The organism is Actinomycetota bacterium, from assembly GCA_040754375.1.
In the GTDB taxonomy this organism is placed as follows: domain Bacteria; phylum Actinomycetota; class Acidimicrobiia; order Acidimicrobiales; family AC-14; genus JBFMCT01.
In genome coordinates, this window is the sequence record JBFMCT010000012.1 from 40,013 (window position 1) to 61,698 (window position 21,686).

Genomic DNA, 21,686 nt, shown 5'->3' on the forward strand with positions numbered 1-21,686 from the left:
CTAGCTGCCCTGGTCGCGGAGGAACCGTTCCAGTTCGGCGGCGATCTCGTCGCCCGTGGGCAGGTCGCCGAAGCCGGCGGCCAACGACGTGCTCGCTTCGGCGTCGACCTGGGCCTCCAGGGCCTCGACGAGCCCGGTCACCCGGGGGTCGGCGGCTACCAGGAGATCGAGCCGCTCGCGCGTCTCTGCAGCCGCCTGGCGCAGGGCGCTGAGGTCGAGCTCGAGCCCACCCAGGCGGGCCAGGGCTTCGACCAGGGCCAGGCTGGCCACCGGGTAAGGCTGAGCTGCCAGGTAGTGGGGGACGCGGGCCCAGAGCCCGACGGCGGGTACACCCGCGCCTGCGAAACCCTGTTCCAGGACGGCCTCGATCCCTGCGGGCACGTCGAACGTCCCGGGCATGAAGCCGATCTCCTGGGCCAGCTGGGCGGTGGTGGCCGTGCACACCAGCGGGCAGGGCCGGGTGTGGGGAAGGGGTGAGGGGAAGGCCCCGAGGCCGACCATCAGCCTCACGCCCAGGTCCTTGCCGAGGTCGCGCACGTCGCGGGCGAAGGTGCGCCACTGGTAGTCGGGCTCCGGCCCGGCCAGCAGCAGGAGGTCACGCCCGTCGTGGTCGCGGGCCCAGTGAAGCTCGATCTTGGGCCAGTCGAGGCCGGTATTGACACCGTCGGCCACTCGCACGAACGGGCGCCGGGCCCGCTGGTCGAGCAGGTGGTCGACGTGGAACGACGCCACCAGGGTGGTGTCGAGGCTGTTGCGCAGGGCGTTCATGGCCCCGGCCCCGGCCGAACCGGCGTCGATCCAGCCCTCCAGGTGTACGGCCAGGACGGGGTCGCGCAGGTCGTCGGGCCGGGTGTGGAGCGTGTAGAGCGGCCCCCGCTCACCATCGTTCACCGGGGTGACCCCCGGTGCCGGGCCGGGCACCTGGTGCAGTCCACAGCCCCCAACCTAGAGGCCGTGCCGCCACGTCGCCGGGCTCCCCCAGTGGATCGCACTGGGTCACCCCCGGGGGCGTGGCCCGGGGGGTGACCTCCCCCATGGGGGATCGGGTGTCTAGGGTGTTCGCCGGTCTACTGGGCGGGCTGGCCCTCAGCAATGAGCCAGGTCGGTGATGGGGCTTGCGGGGTGGCGGTAGCTTCGGGAGGGTGGACGTGCCGGCTGCTCCGCTCGCCTTTCGTGGCCGTGACGAGCTGGAGGCCGGTTTGGGGCACGTGCGGGCCGCGCCGGCCGACCGGGGCCGGGTGGAGCTCATCGTGCGCCGCCCGGCCGTCGAGCGACGCGAGGTGGTGCCCGAGGCCGTGCTGGACGTGGACGAGGGGCTCGTCGGTGACAACTGGCGGGCGCGCGGCAGCGGGCGCCGCGCCGGGGGCGCAGCCCACCCCGACATGCAGCTCACGTTGATGAACAGCCGGGCCGCGGCCCTGGTGGCCGGGCCACCGGAGCGGTGGGCACTGGCCGGCGACCAGATCTACGTCGACCTCGACCTGAGCGGCGCCAACCTGCCCCCGGGCACGAGGCTGGCCGTGGGCACGGCCGTCGTGGAGGTCACGGCCATGCCCCACACCGGGTGCCGCAAGTTCGCCGACCGGTTCGGCCGGGACGCCGTGCGCTTCGTCAACTCGCCCGAGGGTCGCGAGCTCCAGCTCCGGGGCATCAACGCCCGGGTGGTAACCAGTGGGACGGTACGGGTGGGCGACGTGGTCACCAAGGTGCCCTCCCAGCCCGTCTTGCCCTGAATGTAAGAGATAGCTTACACTGCCTCCGGAAGGGGGGCCCCATATGGACGATGCGCTGCGAGCGGTGGCTGACCCGACCCGGCGCGCCATCCTCAGCCTGGTCCTCGACGGCGAGCGCCCCGCCGGTGAGATCGCCGGCCACTTTCCCGGCATGAGCCGCCCGGCTGTCTCCCAGCACCTGCGGGTGCTGTCCGACGCCGGGCTCGTCGAGCTGCGCCAGGAGGGGGCCCGGCGTCTCTACCGGGCCCGCCCCGAGGGCCTCGACGACGTGCGGCTCTTCCTCGACGGGCTGCGCACCCGGGGCTCGGCCCGCCCCGGTGCGGTCGAACAGCCAAGCCAAGACCGGCACTCACCGAAGGAGCGGACGCGGCCGACCCCGGGAGTACCGGCGTGGCCCTGCTGGTCGTGACGCCCGGCGCCCGTCAGCGCGGGTGGGTGAAGTGCTTGGAGAGCGTGACCCGCTGTGACTGGTAGTGCGAGCCGATGTCGGCGCCGTAGAGGGTGTGGGGCGGCTCGGCCATCCGGTCGAAGCTGAGCTTGCACACCGGTTGGCGGTGCTCGACCATGAACGGCACGTCGTGGGCGCGCACCTCCAGCGTGGCCCGGCTGCCCTTGAGGAGCCCGGCCCGGTCGTAGCCGAAACCGGGGTCGAAGAAGCCCGCGTAGTGGGTCCGCAGCTCCCCGCTGGTGGGGTCGTAGGCCGTCATCTCCGCGGCGTAGCCCGGGGGCACGGCCACCTGCTCGGCCGACAGCAGCAGGTAGAACTCCTCGGGTTCGAGGATGAGCCGGTCGGAGCGCTCGGGCACCACCGGCTCCCAGAACAGCTCGGGGTCGTAGCGCTCGACGGCCGACAGGTCGAGGAGCTGGCTGTTCTTCTTGGCCCGGAAGCCCACCACCCGGCCGGCGTCCTTGCGCAGGTCGAGGCTCATGAACAGCCCGCCGGCCACGGCCACGTCCTCGACGGGCACGGGCTGGTCGTCGAGGAACAGGAGGGGCTCGGAGGCGTGGATGGACCGGATGTCGTCGTCGGTCACCCGGGGTTCGCCCACCACCAGCCGGAGCTGGTTGAGCGAGAGGCCCTCGCGCACCCTGACCGTGAACGACCGGGACACGACCTCCAGCCACAGCCCGCCCCGGTAGCCGGCCGAGACCTCGTCGAAGCGGTAGCTGCGGTCGGTGATCACCCGGGTGAAGATGTCGAGGCGCCCGGTGGAGCTCTTGGGGTTGGCCTTGGCCCGCACGTGGGCGGGCAGGTCGACGGCCTCCCGCAGGGGGATCAGGTAAGGACGGTTGCGCTCGAGGATGGCCCCGTCGCGCAGGTCGAACTCCCCCATGGAGTGCTCGGCCAGCTTCTCGTCGACGGTCTTGGCGTCGGGCAGGAAGCTGCACCGCAACCGGTACGCCCGCGGCCCCAGCGTCAGGTCGAGGCTGGCCGGCTGGACCGACCCGTCGGCGATGCGGTAGGGGCCGGCCCCGATCTGGCCGGCCTCGATGGCCTTGCGGATGTGCAGGTCGGGGAGCACCCCCACAGGCTCGTTCACTCGTCCCACAGTAGGGCGGGTGCCACGCCGGCGGTGGCTGGCGCGGGCACCTCACCGCCGAGCAGCCGGTCACCGGTGCCCCCATCGCAGCCCTGGGGCGCCCAGTCTGGAGGGGCCTGGTCTGTGGCCGGGGCCGGCCCGGACATCTGGGGGCGGGTGGGGACGGAGGGGATCGAACCCTCACTGGGGGCGGTTTAAGCGCCCTGCCTCTGCCGGTTGGGCTACGTCCCCGCCGTGGTCGAGGTCGTCGGCGGAACAGTGGTCGTGGTGGTGGGGACCGTCGTGGTGGCCGCGGTGACGAGCACGGTCACCTCCGTGGTCCCTTCACTGGCGTAGGGGTCGAGGGCCAGGCAGCGCTCGGTCGACCACGAGCGGAACGTGAACACAACGGTGTGCTCGCCCGGGGTGTCCCAGCTCTTGAGGTAGCTGGCCGTGTGGCTGCCGGGTTGGGCCGCCGGCGGCGTCCACGGGCCATGGCGGGCCGGGCAGTCGGGGGGCGGGTTGCAAGGGGCGTCGGCCACCAGGCCGTCGTCGTAGCGCACCAGCGAGCAGTTGGAGCTGACCAGGTGGTCGGGGTCGCTGGCCGTGACGTTGAACTGGACGAGCTCGCCCACGGGGACGATCGTCCTGCTGGGCGACACCACCACGGACAGGGGCTGGTTGGAGGCCGGCGGGGGGTCCCAGGTGAAGGGCCCGCACGCCGGGTTGGAGCTGTTGCGGCAGTCGGGCGCGGTCGTGTTGGGCCCCGAGGTCGTCGTCGTGTTCCCCGCCGGCCGGGTCGTCGTGGTGGCCCCGGGCGCGGCCGTGGTCGTGGGCCCGGCGCTGGTCGTGGGACCTGAGGTGGTGGTGGCCGGGCGGGTGGTCGTCGGCCGGGCGACGGTCGAGGAGGTCGACGCCGTGGTCACCGGGGCGCCCGAGCCGACCTGGAGCTGGCGGGGACGGCCGTCGCTGGAGAGCAGCGTGCCGATGAGGAAGACGAACCCCACCGCACCCAGGAAGTAGAGCAGGGCGTTGAGCCGGTAGGCCAGAGGCAGCTCCAGCCACCACGCCTGAAGGCGCCTGATCTGGGGGGCCTCGGTGTCTTCGTTGGGAAGTTTGGACATCCGACTGGGCTCCGAGCCATGGACGGCGGGTTGGGCCGGGCTGTGCGTCCGTAACGCCGGTGAGCGAAGCTAGCCCGATGGACGCATGGACTGTGGTGTGGCCGGGGTCACCGTACCCCCCGGGGGCCACCTGGGATGGAGAGGGTACCAACTTCGCCCTCTACTCCGAGTCCGCCCATGGCGTCGAGCTGTGCCTGTTCGACGACACCGGCGAGGAGTCCCGGCTGGCCCTCACCGAGGTCACGGCCTCGGTGTGGCACGGGTATGTGCCCGGCGTAGGCCCTGGCCAGCGTTATGGCTACCGGGTCGACGGGCCCTACGAGCCTCACCACGGCCACCGCTTCAACAAGGCCAAGCTGCTGGTCGACCCCTACGCCCGGGCCATCGACGGCGGGCTCGACTGGCACGACTCGGTGTTCGGCTACGTGGTCGGCAAGGACGACACGGTCCGCGACGACCGGGACTCGGCGCCCCACGTGCCTAAGTCGGTGGTGGCCGACACGCTGTTCCCGTGGGGCGACGACCAGCGCCCTGGCACGGCGTGGCATGACACGATCATCTACGAGACACACGTCAAGGGGTTGACCGCCCGCCACCCGGGGGTCGCTCGCTCGCTGCGGGGCACCTATGCCGGCCTGGCCAGCCCGGCCGTCGTGGACCACCTCCTGAAGCTCGGGGTGACGGCCGTCGAGCTACTGCCGGTGCACCACTTCGTGTCCGAGCACGACCTGGTCAAGCGGGGCCTGAGCAACTACTGGGGTTACAACACCCTGGGCTACTTCGCGCCCCACGCCGCCTACTCGTCCTCGGGGTCGCTCGGCCAGCAGGTGCGGGAGTTCAAGGCCATGGTCCGCAGCCTGCACTCGGCCGGCATCGAGGTGATCCTCGACGTCGTCTACAACCACACGGCCGAGGGCAACCACATGGGCCCGACGCTCAGCTTCCGGGGCCTCGACAACGCGTCCTACTACCGGCTGGTGGAGGGCGACCGGCGCATGTACATGGACTACACGGGCACGGGCAACACCCTCAACGCCCGCCACCCCGAGGTGCTGCACCTCATCATGGACAGCCTGCGCTACTGGGTGACCGAGATGCACGTGGACGGGTTCCGCTTCGACCTGGCGTCGGCCCTGGCCCGGGGGTTCCACGCCGTCGACCGGCTGTCGGCCTTCTTCGACCTCATCCATCAGGACCCGGTCGTCTCCCAGGTCAAGCTCATCGCCGAGCCCTGGGACGTGGGTGAGGGGGGCTACCAGGTCGGCAACTTCCCGGCCTTGTGGACGGAGTGGAACGGGCGCTACCGCGACACCGTGCGTGATTTCTGGCGGGGCCACGAACCGAGCCTGGCCGGGATCGGCTACCGCCTGACGGGCTCGTCCGACCTCTACCAGGACGACGGCCGCCGGCCCCACGCCTCCATCAACTTCGTCACGGCCCACGACGGGTTCACCCTGCGCGACCTCGTGTCGTACAACGGCAAGCACAACGAAGCCAACGGCGAGGACAACCGCGACGGTACCGACGACAACCGGTCGTGGAACTGCGGGGCCGAGGGCCCCACCGACGACCCCGAGGTGCTGGCCCTGCGGAGCCGCCAGCAGCGCAACTTCCTGGTGGCCCTCCTGCTCTCCCAGGGCGTGCCCATGCTCCTGGGGGGCGACGAGATCGGACGTACCCAAGGGGGCAACAACAACGCCTACTGCCAGGACTCGGAGATCTCCTGGTACGACTGGGACCTCGACGCCGAGGCCGAGGACCTGTTCGCCTTCACCTCCCGCCTGGTCGACCTGCGCCGCCGCCACCCGGTGTTCCGCCGCCGCCGGTTCTTCCAGGGCCGGCCCATCCACGGCTCGGGCCTGGCCGACATCGGCTGGTTCGCCCCCGACGGCCACCAGATGACCGAGTCGGAGTGGCTGTCGGGCCGGGTGGGGGCGCTGGGCATGTTCCTCAACGGCGAGGAGATCGCCGAGCCGGGCCCCCGGGGGGAGCGGGTGGTCGACGACAGCTTCCTCGTGCTGCTCAACGGCGGCGGCGAGGCCGTCCCCTTCCGGCTGCCCGATGCCAAGTGGGCCACGACTTACGAGCTGGTCCTCGACACGCCCATGGGCTATGCCGCCTCCCACCCGGCCACTGTCGAGGGCGCCACCCTCAAGGGCGGCGAGGACTTCCACCTCGACCCCAGGTCGGTCACCGTCCTGCGCAAGACGAGCTGAGGACTCGACTCGGGCGGGCCCTCAGGCCCCGGCGACGGCCTTGAGGAAGGCCCGGCGGGCGGCCAGCTGGGTAACCACCAGCAGGAGCAGGGCGACGCCCACGGCCTCGATGACGGGACCGGCCGTGAGGGGGCCGGTGATCATGGCCCGGGCGGCGTCGACCATGTAGGTGAACGGGTTCCAGGCGGACGCCGCCTGTACCCAGCCGGGCAGCAGCGACTCGGGCACGAACTGGGTCGACAGGAACTGCAGGGGCAGGAACAGGGGGGCCAGGGCCAGCGGCGCCTGGGGGTTGCGGGTGCCGAGGGCGACCACGAAGTAGAGGCCCCCGTAGGCCGCGGCCCACAGCACCAGCAGGGCGAACAGCAGGGCGATGCCGAGCACGCCCTCGTTGACCTCGGTGCCCAGCAGCACCCCGACGACGAGCAGCACCGCCCCCGCGGGCAGCACCCGGACCACGTCGAAGAGCACCCGGCTGGCGAGCAGGGCCGTGGGCCGGGCATCGAGCAGGCGCAGGCGGTCGAGGAAGCCCGACTGGATGTCGATGACCAGGCTGGTGGCCGCGTAACCGACCCCGGTCATGGCCGTGAGCATGATGATGGCCGGGGACATCCACTCCGCGTAGTTGCTTGTCGGAAAGCCCGGCAGGTCGGTCACCCGGTAGAGGGTCTTGGCCACCAGCACGAGCACGGCCAAGGGGATGATGATGGGCAGGGCGTAGGCCAGCACGGGGTTGCGGCGGCCCTCGCGCAGGTTCCGCACCAGCAGGAGCCCGACCTGGGTGGCACCCCCCACGGCCTTCACGAGCGCCCCACCACCCCGAGGTTGCGCCGGGCGGCCGACAGCGAGCCCGACTCTCCGGCCCCGGCCGACGATTCGATCTCGGTGCCGGTCAGGTTCACGAACACGTCCTCCAGGGTCGGGGGCAGGATGCTGAGGCGCTCGACCTGCACGCCCGCGCCCTGCAGGCGGGCCAGCAGGGCGGGCACGGTCGCCTCCCCGCCGGCCACGTCGATCGTCACCCAGCCGTCGTCGGCCACCTCGGCCCCGGCCACCGAGGCCAGCTCCTGGCGGGCGGTGGCCAAGCTGGCGGCCGCCACCCGCATGCGCAGGGTCGTGCTCCCGGCGCTGTCCTTGAGCTGGCGGGGGGTGCCGAGGGCGGCGATCCGGCCCTCGTGCACGATGGCCACCCGGTCGGCCAGCTCGTCGGCCTCGGCCAGGTACTGGGTGGTCAGGAAGACGGCCGCCCCCTCGGAGCGGAGGTCGGCGATCAGCCCCCACAGGGCGCGGCGGCCCTGGGGGTCGAGCCCGGTCGTGGGCTCGTCGAGGAACAGCACAGGCGGGCGCCGCACCATGGCCATGGCCACGTCGAGGCGCCGCCGCATCCCCCCCGAGTAGGTGGCCGCCACCCGGTCAGCCGCAGCCACCAGCCCGAAGGCCGAGAGCAACTCGCCCGCCCGCTCACCGGCGGCCGCCTTGGGCAGCCCGACCAGGCGGCCAGCCAGCACCAGGTGCTCCCGCCCGGTCATCAGCTCGTCGAGGGCGGCGGCCTGCAGGGCCGCCCCCAGCGCGCGGCGCACCTCGCCGGGCTGGCCGACCACGTCGAAGCCGGCCACCTGGCCCGAGCCGGCCGTCGGCTGGATGAGGGTGGTGAGGATGCGGACGGTGGTCGACTTGCCGGCCCCGTTGCGGCCCAGGAACCCGAAGACCTCGCCCGAGGCCACCGAGAAGCTGACGCCCGAGAGGGCGTCGACCCCCGACGGTTCGTAACGCTTGGTCAGGTTGTCGGCCACGATCGCCGGCGACGAGGGCTCGGTCACCCCCGCACGATGCCACGCGCCACCGTCCTGTGAACGGCTACCTTGCAAGCACCGTGAGAAAGGGGGAGGACATGCCGCTGCTCGTGCGTCGCTGAAAGTGCGACGCAGGCGCCCGGTCGGGTGCCGACGACCACCGCGGCTCGCCCTTCGAGTGATCCGGCCTCCGCGGTGGTTGCTTCCCTGAAGTTCGAGGACAACCCCGGAGGACGATCATGCGTTCTGCCCCGTGGCGCACCCGCGCCACCCTTTCCCTCGTCGCCGCCCTGGCCCTGACGGCCGCCGCGTGCGGGGACGACAGCTCTCCCAGTGCCACCCAGCCGGCGCCTTCGGGCGACCGCACCCTGCGCATCAGCGCCATCCCCGACCAGGACCCGGCCAAGCTGGTCGAGATCAACAGCGCCATGGCCACCTATCTGGCGGCCGCCCTGGGCGTGAAGGTCGAGTACGTGCCCGTGAGCGACTACGCGGCCTCGGTGAGCCTGTTCCGGGCGGGTGACCTCGACATGGTCTTCTTCGGGGGCCTGACCGGGGTGCAGGCCCGCCTGCAGGCCCCGGGGTCGACGCTGCTGGCCCAGCGCGACGTCGACGACGCCTTCCGGTCGGTGTTCATCGCCGGCACCGGCAGCGGCGTCGGGCCGATGACCGACGTGGCCGGGCTGGCCGCCTTCAAGGGCAAGCGGTTCACGTTCGGGTCCGAGTCGTCGACCTCGGGACGGCTCATGCCCGAGTTCTTCCTCGACCAGGCGGGTGTGACCAGCGAGCGGGACTTCACCGGGGCACCCGGTTACTCCGGGTCCCACGACAAGACCGTCGACCTGGTCGAGGCCGGTTCGTTCGACGGGGGTGCCCTCAACGCGGCTGTGTGGGACCGGCGCAAGGCGGCCGGCACGGTCGACCAGACCAAGGTCGTGGAGGTCTTCCGCACGCCGCCCTACCGGGACTACCACTGGATCGCCGGGCCTCGCACCGACGAGCGTTTCGGCGCCGGGTTCGCGGAGAAGGCCAAGGCGGCCCTGCTGGCCCTCGACTACGCCAACCCCGAGCACACCCGCCTGCTCGACCTCTACTCGGCCAAGAAGTTCATCCCCACCGAAGCGGGTCACTACCGCGAGATCGAGTCGATCGGCCGCAAGCTCCGGCTCATCTCGTGACCGGTACCGGCCCGGCCGTCTCCCTGCGGGGGGTACGGGTGGAGCTGGGCACCAACGTGGCCCTCGACGGGTTCGACCTCGAGGTCGGGGCCGGCCAGCGCGTGGCGCTGGTCGGCCCCAGCGGGGCGGGCAAGACGACGGCCTTACGGCTGTGCAACGCCACCGTGGCCCCGGCCGCCGGGACGGTGACCGTGCTCGGCACCGACCTGGCCACGGCCGGTCCCCGGGAACTGAGAGCCATGCGCCGGCGGGTGGGGACCGTCTACCAGCAGCTCGACCTGGTCGGGCCCGTTCGGGTCGTCCACAACGTCAACGCCGGGCGCCTGGGTTGGTGGGGGCGGGGCCGGGCCCTGCGCTCGCTGGTGCGCCCCGTCGAGGTCGACGCTGCCCGTGCCGCCCTGGCCCAGGTGGGCATCGCCGGCAAGCTGTTCGAACGCACCGACGCACTGTCGGGGGGTGAGCAGCAGCGGGTCGCCCTGGCCCGGGTGCTGGTCCAGCGCCCCGACCTGGTCCTGGCCGACGAACCCGTGTCCAGCCTCGACCCGGCCCGGGCCGGCGAGGTCATGGACCTGCTGGCCGCGGTGGCGTCGGGAGGCGAGGCTGGGACCGGCGACGGTCCCGCCCCCGCCCTGCTGGTCAGCCTCCACGACTTCGACCTGGCCCGGGAGCGGTGCGACCGGGTCGTCGGGGTGCGGGCCGGCCGGGTCGTGTTCGACCTGCCGGCGGCCGAGGTCACCGACGAGATGGGCTCGGCCCTCTACCGGATCGCCGCCCGTTGACGACCCGCGACCTCACCGACCTCACCGAGCACGAGTTCGGCCTCTTCACCGGACCGGACGGGCCCGGCGACGCGGGCGACGGGGGCGACAGGGGCGACGGGGGCGCAGCCCGCGGGCGCCGGCGCCGGCCGGGCCACCGCCGGGCGGCCCGCTGGTGGCTCGTGGGCCTGGCCGCGGCCGTGGGCTGGTCCCTGTGGTCGGCCGGGGTGGGGCGCCAGGAGGTCGTCAACAGCGGGGGCTGGACGGTCATGGGCCGCTTCTGGCGGGCGGCCGTGTCCCCCGAGCTGTCCTCCGGCTTCCTGCGCCTGACCCTCGACGCCACCCTGGTCACAGTGGCCTTCGCCGTCCTGGGCACCGCTCTGGCCGTGCTCCTGGGGCTGGTCGGTGGTGTCCTGACGAGCGAGACGTGGTGGCGCCGGCCCGGGGCGGGCCGCACCGGCGGGACGGGCCGGCGGCGGGACGGGCTGCGGCCCGGGTGGTTCGTGGGCCGGTTGGCCAACGGGTTGCCCCGGGGGGTGCACGAGGCCGTGTGGGGGCTGTTCCTGGTCAGCATCTTGGGCCGGGACCCGATGGTCGGCGTCCTGGCCATCGCCATCCCCTTCGGGGCGGTCACGGCCAAGGTGTACGCCGACCTGATCGACGAGACGGCCCGGGGGCCGTACGAGGCATTGCGGGCCGCGGGCTCCGGCCGGATGGCGGCCCTGGCCTACGCCGTGTTCCCCGTGGCCCGGGCCGAGATCGTCTCCTACGCCTTCTACCGGTTCGAGTGCTCGGTGCGCTCGGCCGTCATCCTGGGCATGATCGGCGCCGGGGGGCTCGGCTTCCAGCTCAACCTCAGCTTCCAGTCCCTGCGCTACGAGGAGATGTGGACGCTGATCTACGCCCTGGTGGCCGTCAGCGCCCTGGCCGACATGTGGGGGGCCCGCCTGCGGCGGAGGGCGTCACCGGGGCGGGTGAAGGCGTCGGTCGTGGCCGCGGCCGTGCTGGTGGTGGCCAGCGTGGTCAAGCTCGGCCCCGACGTGGGGCGCCTGGTCTCGGCCCAGACCCGCCGGCTGGCCGCCGAGATCGCGGCGTCAGCCTGGCCGCCGTCGCTCCCGGTGGACGGGTGGGCGGGCCTCATACGCCGCAGCCTGGAAACGGTGCAGATGTCCCTGCTGGCCATCGCCCTGGCCAGTGCGCTGGCCGTGGGAGTCGCCTTCGTGGCCGCTCGGGGCGGCGGCGGCCCGGCCCGGCGGGTGGCTGCGGCCCAGGCCAGGGCCGTGCTCCTGCTGACCCGGGCCATCCCGCCGCCGGTGTGGGCGCTGCTCGTGCTGTTCGTCGTCTTCCCCGGCCCCCTGCCGGGGGCGCTGGCCCTGGGCATCTACAACTTCGGGATCCTCGGCCGGCTCATGTCCGAGGTCGTGGAGAACCTCGACCCCCGGCCCGCCCTGGCCCTGCGGGCGCTGGGGGCCCCGGCCGTGTCGGCCTTCGCCTACGCCACCCTGCCCATGTCGGCCGGCCGGTTCGCGGCCTACGCCCTCTACCGGTGGGAGGTGGCGGCCCGCGAGACCGTGGTGGTGGGGGTGGTGGGTGCCGGGGGGCTGGGCCGGCTGCTCGAACAGCAGCGGGCCGCCTTCGACTACAGCGCCATGGTGGGGACGGTGGCCGCCCTCATCGCCGTCTCAGTGGTCATCGACCTCGTCAGCGCGGCTGCCCGCCGCTCCCTGCGCTGATGTCACCGGGCCCTGCCGGCCAGGCGTATATTCACGAGTGAACTATGAGGCGGGCGGTGACAGTCGGTTTGGTGGCGATGGCGCTGGCGGCGGGAGCGTGCTCGACCACCGAGGGAGGCCAAGGCGACACGGTCTCGGCCGGGCCGCGCCCGTCGTGGGCCGGCCTGCCCGACGACCCGCGCGCTGGCGGTTTCCTAGGGTGGCTGCGCCCGCCGGCCGAAGGCGCGGCGGCCGGCCAGCCCGGCGCCCCCGCCCCCGCCCCCGAGCCCGCGACTACTACCACGACGCTCCCGCCCGGGCCCCCCAACTACCTGGCCCACACCATGGGCCAGGTGAGCCCGGCCCTGGCTGACATGCCGGTGCGGGTCTACGTGCCCAACAGCGACGCCCACACCCTCACGGTCATCGACCCGGCGACCTTCGAGGTGGTGGCCCGCTACAGCACGTCGTGGGTGCCCCACCACGTGACCCCGTCGTGGGACATGACCAAGCTCTACATCAACAACACCGAGGGCAACCAGCTCACGGTCCTCGACCCCCGCACGTCGAAGCCGGTGGAGACCCTCGACATCATCGATCCCTACAACCTCTACTTCACGCCCGACGGCACCAAGGCCATCGTGGTGGCCGAGCGCCTCCAGCGCCTCGACTACCGCGACCCCCACACGTGGGAGCTGATCAAGAGCGTGAAGATCCCGGGGGCGGGGGTCGACCACATGGACTTCACCCATGACGGCCGCTACCTGATCGCCAGCACCGAGTTCAGCGGCCACATCGTCAAGGTCGACAACGAGAAGATGGAGGTGGCCGACTACATCCACGTGGGTGGCCTGCCCATCGACGTGAAGATGTCCCCCGACGGCTCGGTGTTCTACGTGACCAACCAGGGCACCCACGGGGTCCACGTCATCGACCCCGACACCATGAAGGAACTGGCTTTCATCGCCACCGACCGGGGCGCCCACGGGCTCAACTACAGCCGCGACACCAAGCGGCTGTTCGTGAGCAACCGCCTGGCCGGCTCGATCTCGGTCATCGACCCGGTCCGCAACGAGGTCACGGCCACCTGGAAGGTGGGGGGTAGCCCTGACATGCTCCAGGTCTCGACCGACGGCAGCCAGATCTGGGTGTCGAACCGGTTCCACGGCAGCGTGTCGGTCATCGACACCAACGACGGCTCGGTCATCAAGGTGATCCCCACCGGGGCCGGCGCCCACGGTGTGGCCTTCTACCCCCAGCCCGGCCGCTTCAGCGTCGGCCACAACGGCGTCTACCGCTGAGCCCGGCCTCTCAGCCCGGGCGTCCGGCGCCCACCAGGTCGATCGAGCGCCAGCCCCGGTAGCGGATGGGCACGCCCGTCTGGGAGGCCTCGACCATCTGTCCGCCGCCCACGTAGATGGCGTTGTGGTGGATGCTCTCCACCCCGTCCTTGCCGAAGAACAGCAGGTCGCCGGGCTGGATCTGGTCGATGGGCACCCTGGTCGTCTCGAACCACTGGGTGTAGGCCGAGTGGGACAGGTGGACGCCGGCCGCCCTCCAGGCGTAGGCGGTGAGGCCCGAGCAGTCGAACGAGTCCGGCCCCGACCCGCCCCATACGTAGGGCTTGCCGATCTGGGCCTCGGCCGTGGCCACGGCGATGGCCGCCTTGGACGACGGGGGCACGGTCCCCCCCGAGGGGGCGGCCGCGGCCACCTGGGGTGAGCCGGCCGCCGGGGTCTCGGCTGCCGGGGCAGCCGCCGCGGGAGCCGCCGCCGCCGGGGGGGCGGCCATCTGGGTGGGGGCCGGGCGCCGGGCCGCCTCCTCGGCCGCCCGGCGGGCCTCCTCGGCGGCCACCAGGTCGGCCAGCTCGCCCTGGGCCCGCACCAGCAGGGCCCGCTGGGCCTCCTCGGCGGCCATCGCCTGGCGGCGCCGGTCGTCGGCCTCGCCGGCCGCCTCCTTGGCCTCCCGCTCCTCTGCGGCCAGCCGGGCCGTCCTCTCGGCCAAGTCCTCGCGGGCGGCCCGCAGCTCGCCCAGGACGGTCCGCTGGTCGGCCGCCGTGACCTGCATGTACTGGCGGCGCACGGCCAGGTCGACGTGGTCGGTGCTGCGGGCCAGGCGGCTGAGGGTGGCGGTGTGGCCCCCGCTCACATAGGCCATTACGGCCACGTCGGCCAGCCGGGCCTTGACCCCGGCCATGCGTTCGGAGGAGCGGGCCATGTCGGCCTCGGCCCGGGCCATCGACTCCTGCACTTCGGCCAGGGCCAGCTGGGCGCGGTTGAACCTCTCGGCGGCCATGCTCACCTGCGTGCCCTGGGCCTCGAGCTGGTCGGCCAGGCGGGCCGCCTCAACCCGCTTCTCGTCGACGGTCTGGCCGCGCGCGGGCAGAGGCGCCGATACGGGAAGCATGAACGCGATCCCGACGAGGACGCCGAGAGTCCTACGACGCCGTGGGGTCAACAGCTAAACCTCACTGCCTTTCGGGGTTCTCGGTATCGCCGAAGGCTAACGCCGGTCCTCCCCCCCTGCAAGGAGCCCCACGGGTTACGCGACGACGGCCGGTTCGCCCTCGGGATCGGGCAACTCGACGTGGCCCTCCACGTCGACCCGGGGCAGCACCCGGTCGAGCCACCGGGGCAGCCACCAGTTGCGGTCCCCCAGCAGCTCCATGGTGGCCGGCACGAGCAGCATTCGCACCACGGTGGCGTCGAGCAGGATGGCAGTGGCCAGGCCCGTCCCCATCAGCTTCACGACCCGGTCGGGCTCGAGGATGAAGCTGCCGAAGATGAACACCATGATGGCGGCCGCGGCGGTGATGACCTTGGCGGTGGCGGCCAGGCCGTCGGCCACCGAGGTCCGGCTGTCGCCCGTGCGCCGCCACTCCTCGCGCACCCTCGACAGCAGGAACACCTCGTAGTCCATCGACAGGCCGAACACGATGGCGAACAGCATCATCGGCGCCCAGGGCTCGATGGGCGCCGGTTGCACGCCCGTCAAGGCGCTCAGCCAACCCCACTGGAAGAGGGCGACGACGATGCCGTAGGCCCCGCCGATGGACAGCAGGTTCATGATCACGGCCTTGACCGGCACCAGGACCGAGCGGAACACGGCCATCAGCAGCAGGAACGACAGGGTGAGCACGACCCCGAAGAACAGCGGGAGCCGCGACGTGAGGAAGTCGGCGAAGTCGGAGTTCACGGCCACCGTGCCGGTCACGGCCACCTGGAGGCCGGTGGACTGGGCCACGGGCGGCAGCAGGTCGTCGCGCAGCCGGTCCAGGAGCTGGGCGGTGGCTTCCTCCTGGGGCCCGCTGGTCGGCACCAGGTTCCACAGCACGGCCGTGGGGCGGTCGGGGTCGTTGGGGTTGGGGGGCGAGATGAAGGCCACCCCTCGGTCGCCCGAGAGGGCCCGGTTGACGGCCTCGAAGTCGACCGGCCCTCGACCCTCGGGGACCTCGGCCACCAGCAGCAGGGGCCCGTTGAAACCGGGCCCGAAACCCTCGACGAGCAGGTTGTAGGCCTGCTTGGTGGTGGTGCTGTCGGCGTAGTTGCTCTCGTCGGAGAACCCGAGGCGCAGGGCCAGCATGGGCAGGGCAAGCACGATCAGGGCCACGGTGGCCCCCAGGGCGGCCGTCCAGGGCCGGCGCTGGATGACCCGGCTCCACCGGTAGGCCAGGGTCTGGCGCAGCGGCTTGGGCGGGCGGCGCTTCAGCTCCCGCCGCAGGGGCCGGGCGAAGAACCCGGCGATGAGCACGACGGCGGCCAGGGGGAGGCCGACGGTGAGGGGGGCGAACTTCAGGCCGAAGCCCACCAGGGCGATGGCCACCAGGCCGGCGGCGATCACGCCCCGCCAGCGGGTGACCTCGATCTTGTGGCCCGCGAACCCGAGCAAGGCGGGCAGCAGGGTCATCGACGCCACCACCGTCACGAACACGACCGAGGCTGCGCCCACCGATAGGCCCTGGACGAAGCTCACGCCCATGAGCAGCATGCCCAGCAGGGAGATGATCACCGTCGTCCCCGCGAAGAGCACCGACCGGCCGGCGGTGTCGAGGGCGATCGTCACCGACTCCCTCACGGTGTGCCCGGAGTGGAGCTGCTCGCGGTAGCGGGTGACGATGAGCAGGGCGTAATCGATGCCGACCCCGAGGCCGATCATGATGCCCAGGAAGGTGGCGAAGTCGGGGATGGTCAGTAGCTGGCTGAGCAGGCTGATGAGGGTGACGCCGATGCCTATGCCGAACAGGGCCACGCCGATGGGCAGGCCCATGGCCAGGACCGAGCCGAAGGCCACGATCAGGATGACGATGGCGAAGCCCAGGCCGATGATCTCCGACGACGGCTCCTCAAAGGGGGCGAAGATGATCCCCCCCAGCTCGACCTCCAGGCCGGCGATGGGTGGGGCGTCGGCTTCGATCTCCCGGCCGATCTCGTTGGCCCGCTCGAAGTTGATGTTCTCGGGCAGCTCGACGGTGGCATAGGCGATCTGGCCGGTCGACGACACCTGGCGCTCGCCCTCGGGCGTGTAGGGGCTGACTACCCGCCTCACCTCGGCGATGGCGGCCACCTCGTCGAACAGGGCCGACATGGCCCGCTGCACGGCCGGGTCGTCGACGCCCTGGGAGGCCCGGAACACGATGGTCCCCGACTGGCCCGTGCCCTGGCCGCCGAACCGGGCCTCGAGGATGTCGAAGCCCCGCTTGGACTCCACGTCGGGCAGGCTGAACTCGTCCCGGAAGGCCGAACCGACCGAACTGGACAGGGCGCCGAACATGACCAGCGCGCCCAGCCACAGGGCGAGCACCGCCTTGCGGTGGTCGTGGCACCACGACCCGAGGCGGGCGAAGCGCGACGGGCGGCCCGGCGGCGCGTCGGCCGGTGGTCTGGTCTTGCTCACGGGCGGTCCCCTCCTGCTCTCACCCCGTGGACGGGGCAGCTCCCTCAGATCCCATCGCCCCCCAGCGCGGCCCCAGGATGGCACGTTCGCATACGGTCCGTTAGTCGACCGCGCGAGCGCCAGCGAGCCGGGCGGGGATGGGGAGCACGGCGGCGCCGTGCTCCCCAGGCAGGTGGAATTGGGCGGCCGGCCCGGTGGGGCCGGTAGTTTGCCGGCTGTGAGCGCCAACCGGGTCGAGCGCGACTCGCTGGGAGAGGTCGAGGTGCCGGCCGAGGCCCGCTGGGGGGCGCAGACCCAGCGGGCGGTGCGTAACTTCACGGTGTCGGGCCAACCCATGCCCGGCGAGGTCGTGCGCGCCCTGGCCCGCATCAAGGGGGCGGCGGCCGCCGAGAACGGCCGGCTCGGGGTCATTGGGGCCGGCGTGGCCGGCGCCGTCGAGCGGGCCGCCTCCGAGGTGGCCGAGGGCCTGTGGGCCGACCAGTTCCCCGTCGACGTGTTCCAGACAGGCTCGGGCACCTCGACGAACATGAACGTCAACGAGGTCCTGGCCAACCTGGCCTCCGAACGGCTGGGCCGGCCCGTCCACCCCAACGACGAGGTCAACGCCTCGCAGTCGTCCAACGACGTGTTCCCCTCGGCCGTGCACCTGGCCGCACTGGCCGCCCTGCGGGCTGACCTGGTGCCCGCTCTCGGCCACCTGGCCGGCGCCCTGCGGGCCAAGGCGGCCGAGACCGCGGGTGTGGTCAAGTCGGGCCGTACCCACCACATGGACGCCACCCCGGTCACCGTGGGCCAGGAGCTGGGCGGTTACGCCACCGCCGTCGAGCACGGGGTGGCGCGCCTGGAGGCGGTCGTGCCCCGGTTGGCCGAGCTGGCCCTGGGGGGGACGGCCGTGGGCACGGGCATCAACGCCCCGCCCGGCTTCGCGGCGGCCGTCATAGCGCGGCTGGGGGCCGAGACCGGCCTGCCCCTGCGGGAGGCGGGGGACCACTTCGAGGCCCAGGGCGGCCGTGACGCCCTGGTGGAGCTGTCGGGGGCCCTGCGCACGGTGGCCGTGTCGCTCGTCAAGGTGGCCAACGACCTGCGCCTCATGGCCAGCGGGCCGGTGACCGGCCTGGCCGAGGTGCGCCTGCCCGAGCTCCAGCCCGGCAGCTCGATCATGCCCGGCAAGGTCAACCCCGTGATCCCCGAGGTCGTGGTCCAGGTCGTGGCCCAGGTCATCGGCAACGACGCGGCCGTGGCCTTCGCGGGGACCACGGGGACCTTCGAGCTCAACGTGGCCGTCCCCGTGATGGCCCGCAACGTGCTGGAGTCTCTCCGGCTTCTGGCGGGGGCGTCGCGGGCCCTGGCCGACCTGTGCGTGGGCGGGCTGGCGGCCGACAGGGACCGCTGCCGGCGCTACGCGGAGTCCTCGCCCGCCCTGGCCACCGCCCTGGCCCCCCACATCGGCTACGACAAGGCGGCCCACGTCGTGCACGAATCCATGCGCTCCGGCCGTACCCTGCGGGAGGTCGTCTTGGCCGAGGGCCTGCTGGCCGCCGGTGACCTCGACCGGGTCCTGGACGTGGTCGCCATGGCCGGCGGCGGCCTTCTGGACTGAACATCCCCAGTTCCACAGCTTTGCCCCCTTGTGCTCCACAGGGCCGAGGACCGAGGCTTGTCGGTGGTGAGGTGCGGGGAGGCCGTCCAGTGGTCGTAGACGGGCCGACGCTCGCGACCGAGCTGCGCCGGCGGCGGGTCCGCCCCAAGTCGGTGGCAGACGGCGTGGAGGCGGTCCAGCGTTCGACGTGGATAGCCGGCGACCTGCGAGCCGCCGACACCGCCTTGCTGGTGCTGGCGGCGTTGAGCCTCACCCCCGGCGAGGAGGAACCGGCGAACGCCTGGCCCGACCAGGCCTGAGCCCCTGCTGGCCGGGGCTGTCCCCCTGTGCCGTTCCCCTAGACCTGGGGGAGCGGCGCGCCCTCGAAGGGGGCCGGGTCCTTGGGGCCGGGGATCAGGGGGTGGCTCCAGCGGACGATGCGGGCCAGCTCGACAGCCAGTGCCCGCCAGGCGGGCGGGTCCCAGCCTTCGGCCGCGTTCACCACCTGGCCGTCCATCCCCAGGTGGACGGCGGCCGGCAGCGAGCTCAGCCCGAACGCCTTGATGGCCGTCAGCTCGGGGTCGACGAACGTCAGCACCTCCCGGGCCCAGCGCCCGAGCAGGCGGCGGGCGTCCTCGGGGTAGCCGGCCACCAGCCAGGCGACCCGGCAGTCGGACTGCTCGTAGTTGGACAGGATGCGGGCGGCGGTGGGCACGATCCAGGCGCTGCGGTCACGGTTGGGGTCGACGGCGACTACGAAGAGGTGGAACGTCGTGAGCCAACCCCGCACGGGCCGGCCCGGGCCTGTGATCGGTGTCAGCACCAGATCAGGCGGAGGGTTGGTGATCACGGCGCCGAAACCTAGCAACTCCCGCCCGCCCACTACTGTTCGTCGCCATGGGTACGACAGGTGGGCTATACCGGGTCCTTCTCCTCCTCCACATCTTCACGGCCATCGCCGGCTTCGGCGTCACCATCCTGGCCCCCGCCTTCGGGGCCCAGGCCAAGGCCCGCCGGGGCCGCGAGGGGGTGGCCATCGCCGAGGCGACCTACAAGGTCACGTCGACCTACGCGGAGTGGCTCATCTACTCCGTCCCGGTGTTCGGCATCCTGCTCGTGCTCACCAGCGAGGACTCCTGGCAGTTCAGCCAGACGTGGATCTCGATGTCGTTCCTCTTCTACATCGTGGCCATCGGGCTGGTCCACGGCCTGCACATGCCCAACATCAAGAAGATGAACGGGCTGATGGCCGAGATGGCCGACGGCCCACCCCCGGGATCGTCGGGGCCGCCGCCCCAGGTGGCCGAGCTCGAGGCCCGGGGCCGCAAGGCGGCCCTGGTGGGCGGTGTGCTCAACCTGCTGCTGGTGGCCATCTTGGTCATGATGATCTGGAAGCCGGGCGCCTGACGGCCGTCGGTAACGTCGGGGGCTGATGCACCCGATCGAACGGATGCGGGCCGTGGCCCGCGCCGGCCGCCAGGAACCCTCCCTCCTGGCCCGGGAGGCGGCCGCCGCCCTGGCTGGCTGGGAGGCCGGTCCGGCCCCGCTGGTGACCGCCTGCCGGCGCCTCGTCGACCGTCAGCCCGACTGCGGCCCGCTGTGGTGGGTGGCGGCCCGGGTGCTGGCGGCCGCCGACCCCGGGGCCGAGGCCCGGCGGGCAGCCACAGACCTGGCCCGTGACGCCACGCCGTCACGGTTGGCCGAGGCCCTGGCCGAGGACACCACCGTCGTGGTCGTGGGGTGGCCCGAGCACGCGGGAGAAGCCCTTCTCGACCGCGGGGACGTCACCGTACTGGTCGTCGACGCCGGGGGCGGCACTTTCGACGACGCCGGGGGGGCCGTTGCCTGGCTGCGGCGGGCGGGCAGCGACGCCGAGATCGTGCCTCCGTCGGGGGCGGCGGCCGCGGTGGCGGCCGCCGGGGCCGCGGGCGGGCCCGTCTTGGTGGAGGCCCTGGCCGTGGGCCCGGATGGGTTCGTGGCCACCGCCGGGACGGCCGGGGTGGCCGCCGTGGCCGGCCGGATGGGCGTCCCCGTGTGGCTGGTAGCCGGCGAGGGCCGGGTACTGCCCGGTGGCCTGTGGGCCGCCGTGGGCGCCCGCCTAGCCCGCCGGGGGTCACCGTGGTACGCCGAGAGCGAGGTCGTCCCCCTGGACTGGGCGACGGTGGCGGTGGGCCCCGAGGGCCGGGCCGCTCCCGCCGAGCTGGCGGGACGGCCGACGTGCCCGCCCGCCCCCGAGCTCGAGGCCCTCCGAGACGAGCTCCGGTGACCGACGAGCCGCCGGGCCCGGCTCACCGGCCCGAGCCGCCGGCCTACCGGCCCGAGCCGCCGGGCCCGGCCTACCGGCCCGAGCCGCCGGGCCCGGCCTACCGGCCCGAGCCGCCGGCCCCGCCCGGGCCGGTCATCGACGCCGTGATCCCGGCTCGCAACGAGGTCGCCACGGTGGCCGCCGTGGTCGAGGCCTGCCTGGCGTGCGAGCACACGTCGGAGGTCATCGTCGTCGACGACGGGTCCTCCGACGGGACGGCCGAGGCCGCCCTGGCGGCGGGCGCCAAGGTGGTCCGCCGGGAGGTGAGCAGCGGGTCCAAGGGGGCGGCCATGGCCGCCGGGGTGGCCGCCAGTGGGGCCGACGCCTTCCTGTTCTGCGACGCCGACTGCCTCGGATTGCGGCCCGAGCACCTCGACGCCATCTGCCGGCCGGTCCTGGAAGGGCGGGCGGCCATGTCGGTGGGGTGGTTCGACTACGGGTGGTGGAACCCGGTCGTGCGGGTGATGGCCCCGACCAGCGGGGAGCGGCTCGTGCCCCGGTGGGTGTGGGACGGCGTGGCTCCCGAGCGCCGCCAGGGCTACGACATCGAGGTCATGCTCAACGAGGTCGTGTGCGAGGGCCGCCTGCCCGTGACCGTGCGCACGATGGCGGGCGTCACCCACCGCACCAAGCGGGAGAAGTACGGCCCCCGCCAGGGGCGCCGGGAGACGTGGCGCATGTTCTGGCACCTCATCGGCCTGCCGGTGCGGGGCGTAGTGCGCTGGCGGACCTACTGGTTCCTATGGCGTGACATGACCATCGAACACTGAGCAGGCTCGACGGCCGGGCGGTTCAGAAAGGCTGGTGTCTTTCGCGTTCGGCGCTAGGCGCCGAGGCGCCCGAGCTGCCCCTGACCAACACCTTTGCAGTGTCGC

Annotated in this window: 20 protein-coding genes and 1 tRNA gene; 12 read left to right on the forward strand and 9 right to left on the reverse strand. The window is 72.8% G+C overall.

Features of this window, described 5'->3' with window-relative positions; translation table 11 throughout:
* Window positions 1-891 (reverse strand): PAC2 family protein, encoded by an 891-nt coding sequence (locus AB1673_07345; protein ID MEW6153788.1) that lies wholly within the window; start codon window positions 889-891, stop codon window positions 1-3.
* A gap of 251 nt (window positions 892-1,142) precedes the next feature.
* Between AB1673_07345 and AB1673_07350 the strand changes: the two genes are divergently transcribed.
* Window positions 1,143-1,733 (forward strand): MOSC domain-containing protein, encoded by a 591-nt coding sequence (locus AB1673_07350; GenBank protein ID MEW6153789.1) that lies wholly within the window; start codon window positions 1,143-1,145, stop codon window positions 1,731-1,733.
* 43 nt (window positions 1,734-1,776) lie between these two features.
* Window positions 1,777-2,142: a metalloregulator ArsR/SmtB family transcription factor gene (locus AB1673_07355; protein MEW6153790.1), complete on the forward strand. Its 366-nt coding sequence runs from the start codon at window positions 1,777-1,779 to the stop codon at window positions 2,140-2,142.
* A 13-nt stretch (window positions 2,143-2,155) separates the two neighbouring features.
* Here AB1673_07355 and AB1673_07360 read toward each other — a convergent pair whose 3' ends face one another.
* The 3 genes from AB1673_07360 to AB1673_07370 form a co-directional block, all read right to left on the reverse strand.
* Window positions 2,156-3,274 (reverse strand): 2'-deoxycytidine 5'-triphosphate deaminase, encoded by a 1,119-nt coding sequence (locus AB1673_07360; GenBank protein ID MEW6153791.1) that lies wholly within the window; start codon window positions 3,272-3,274, stop codon window positions 2,156-2,158.
* A 157-nt stretch (window positions 3,275-3,431) separates the two neighbouring features.
* Window positions 3,432-3,505 (reverse strand) — tRNA-Leu (locus AB1673_07365).
* Window positions 3,496-4,377: a hypothetical protein gene (locus AB1673_07370; GenBank protein MEW6153792.1), complete on the reverse strand. Its 882-nt coding sequence runs from the start codon at window positions 4,375-4,377 to the stop codon at window positions 3,496-3,498. The genes AB1673_07365 and AB1673_07370 overlap by 10 nt, the downstream gene beginning before the upstream one ends.
* Window positions 4,378-4,454: 77 nt before the next feature.
* Between AB1673_07370 and glgX the strand changes: the two genes are divergently transcribed.
* Entirely contained in the window at window positions 4,455-6,593 is a 2,139-nt protein-coding gene (glgX, locus tag AB1673_07375) for a glycogen debranching protein GlgX (protein MEW6153793.1), read from the forward strand.
* 21 nt (window positions 6,594-6,614) lie between these two features.
* Here the strand turns inward: glgX and AB1673_07380 are convergent, their stop codons facing one another.
* Together AB1673_07380 and AB1673_07385 are read right to left on the reverse strand one after the other, a co-directional pair.
* Window positions 6,615-7,397, reverse strand: coding sequence for an ABC transporter permease (locus AB1673_07380; protein MEW6153794.1), 783 nt, complete (start codon window positions 7,395-7,397; stop codon window positions 6,615-6,617).
* The gene (locus AB1673_07385) at window positions 7,394-8,413 is read right to left on the reverse strand and encodes an ATP-binding cassette domain-containing protein (protein MEW6153795.1); all 1,020 of its coding nucleotides are present in this window, start codon (window positions 8,411-8,413) and stop codon (window positions 7,394-7,396) included. The genes AB1673_07380 and AB1673_07385 overlap by 4 nt, the downstream gene beginning before the upstream one ends.
* A gap of 212 nt (window positions 8,414-8,625) precedes the next feature.
* On the opposite strand from AB1673_07385, the gene AB1673_07390 reads away from it, so the two are divergent.
* Genes AB1673_07390 through AB1673_07405 form a run of 4 tightly spaced genes read left to right on the forward strand, consistent with a single transcriptional unit; the run spans window position 8,626 to window position 13,335 of the window.
* Complete coding sequence (locus AB1673_07390; GenBank protein MEW6153796.1) at window positions 8,626-9,564, forward strand: putative selenate ABC transporter substrate-binding protein; 939 nt, start codon at window positions 8,626-8,628, stop codon at window positions 9,562-9,564.
* Entirely contained in the window at window positions 9,561-10,343 is a 783-nt protein-coding gene (locus AB1673_07395) for an ATP-binding cassette domain-containing protein (GenBank protein ID MEW6153797.1), read from the forward strand. Before AB1673_07390 ends, AB1673_07395 begins: the two co-directional genes overlap by 4 nt.
* Window positions 10,340-12,055, forward strand: a complete 1,716-nt coding sequence (locus AB1673_07400; GenBank protein MEW6153798.1) for an ABC transporter permease subunit — start codon at window positions 10,340-10,342, stop codon at window positions 12,053-12,055. Before AB1673_07395 ends, AB1673_07400 begins: the two co-directional genes overlap by 4 nt.
* A 56-nt stretch (window positions 12,056-12,111) precedes the next feature.
* Window positions 12,112-13,335 carry a YncE family protein gene (locus AB1673_07405; GenBank protein MEW6153799.1) on the forward strand — a complete coding sequence of 408 codons (1,224 nt, stop codon included), beginning with the start codon at window positions 12,112-12,114 and terminating at the stop codon, window positions 13,333-13,335.
* Between the two features lie 10 nt (window positions 13,336-13,345).
* On the opposite strand, the gene AB1673_07410 is transcribed toward AB1673_07405, so the two are convergent.
* Both AB1673_07410 and AB1673_07415 read right to left on the reverse strand, forming a co-directional pair.
* Window positions 13,346-14,440, reverse strand: coding sequence for a C40 family peptidase (locus tag AB1673_07410; GenBank protein ID MEW6153800.1), 1,095 nt, complete (start codon window positions 14,438-14,440; stop codon window positions 13,346-13,348).
* A gap of 135 nt (window positions 14,441-14,575) precedes the next feature.
* The gene (locus AB1673_07415; GenBank protein MEW6153801.1) at window positions 14,576-16,927 is read right to left on the reverse strand and encodes an MMPL family transporter; all 2,352 of its coding nucleotides are present in this window, start codon (window positions 16,925-16,927) and stop codon (window positions 14,576-14,578) included.
* A gap of 217 nt (window positions 16,928-17,144) precedes the next feature.
* Here AB1673_07415 and AB1673_07420 point away from each other — a divergent pair, with 217 nt between their 5' ends.
* Window positions 17,145-18,527: a class II fumarate hydratase gene (locus AB1673_07420; GenBank protein ID MEW6153802.1), complete on the forward strand. Its 1,383-nt coding sequence runs from the start codon at window positions 17,145-17,147 to the stop codon at window positions 18,525-18,527.
* Between the two features lie 89 nt (window positions 18,528-18,616).
* Window positions 18,617-18,826 carry a hypothetical protein gene (locus AB1673_07425; protein MEW6153803.1) on the forward strand — a complete coding sequence of 70 codons (210 nt, stop codon included), beginning with the start codon at window positions 18,617-18,619 and terminating at the stop codon, window positions 18,824-18,826.
* Between the two features lie 38 nt (window positions 18,827-18,864).
* On the opposite strand, the gene AB1673_07430 is transcribed toward AB1673_07425, so the two are convergent.
* Window positions 18,865-19,356, reverse strand: coding sequence for a hypothetical protein (locus AB1673_07430; protein ID MEW6153804.1), 492 nt, complete (start codon window positions 19,354-19,356; stop codon window positions 18,865-18,867).
* A 47-nt stretch (window positions 19,357-19,403) separates the two neighbouring features.
* Here AB1673_07430 and AB1673_07435 point away from each other — a divergent pair, with 47 nt between their 5' ends.
* The 3 genes from AB1673_07435 to AB1673_07445 are packed head-to-tail and all read left to right on the forward strand — an operon-like array spanning window position 19,404 to window position 21,581.
* A complete protein-coding gene (locus AB1673_07435) occupies window positions 19,404-19,913 on the forward strand; it encodes a DUF2269 family protein (protein MEW6153805.1) in 510 nt (169 codons plus the stop codon).
* Between the two features lie 25 nt (window positions 19,914-19,938).
* On the forward strand, window positions 19,939-20,772 hold the full coding sequence (locus AB1673_07440) for a hypothetical protein (protein MEW6153806.1): 834 nt from the start codon (window positions 19,939-19,941) through the stop codon (window positions 20,770-20,772).
* The gene (locus AB1673_07445; GenBank protein ID MEW6153807.1) at window positions 20,769-21,581 is read left to right on the forward strand and encodes a glycosyltransferase; all 813 of its coding nucleotides are present in this window, start codon (window positions 20,769-20,771) and stop codon (window positions 21,579-21,581) included. The genes AB1673_07440 and AB1673_07445 overlap by 4 nt, the downstream gene beginning before the upstream one ends.
* Window positions 21,582-21,686: the final 105 nt, after the last annotated feature.

Bases quoted from the DNA above. Each gene is read 5' to 3' on its own strand.
- AB1673_07390 (MEW6153796.1), top strand. From the start codon at position 8,626: ATGCGTTCTGCCCCGTGGCGCACCCGCGCCACCCTTTCCCTCGTCGCC.
- glgX (MEW6153793.1), top strand. From the start codon at position 4,455: ATGGACGCATGGACTGTGGTGTGGCCGGGGTCACCGTACCCCCCGGGG.
- AB1673_07370 (MEW6153792.1), bottom strand. From the start codon at position 4,377: ATGTCCAAACTTCCCAACGAAGACACCGAGGCCCCCCAGATCAGGCGC.
- AB1673_07440 (MEW6153806.1), top strand. From the start codon at position 19,939: ATGCACCCGATCGAACGGATGCGGGCCGTGGCCCGCGCCGGCCGCCAG.
- AB1673_07355 (MEW6153790.1), top strand. From the start codon at position 1,777: ATGGACGATGCGCTGCGAGCGGTGGCTGACCCGACCCGGCGCGCCATC.
- AB1673_07410 (MEW6153800.1), bottom strand. From the start codon at position 14,440: ATGCTTCCCGTATCGGCGCCTCTGCCCGCGCGCGGCCAGACCGTCGAC.
- AB1673_07435 (MEW6153805.1), top strand. From the start codon at position 19,404: ATGGGTACGACAGGTGGGCTATACCGGGTCCTTCTCCTCCTCCACATC.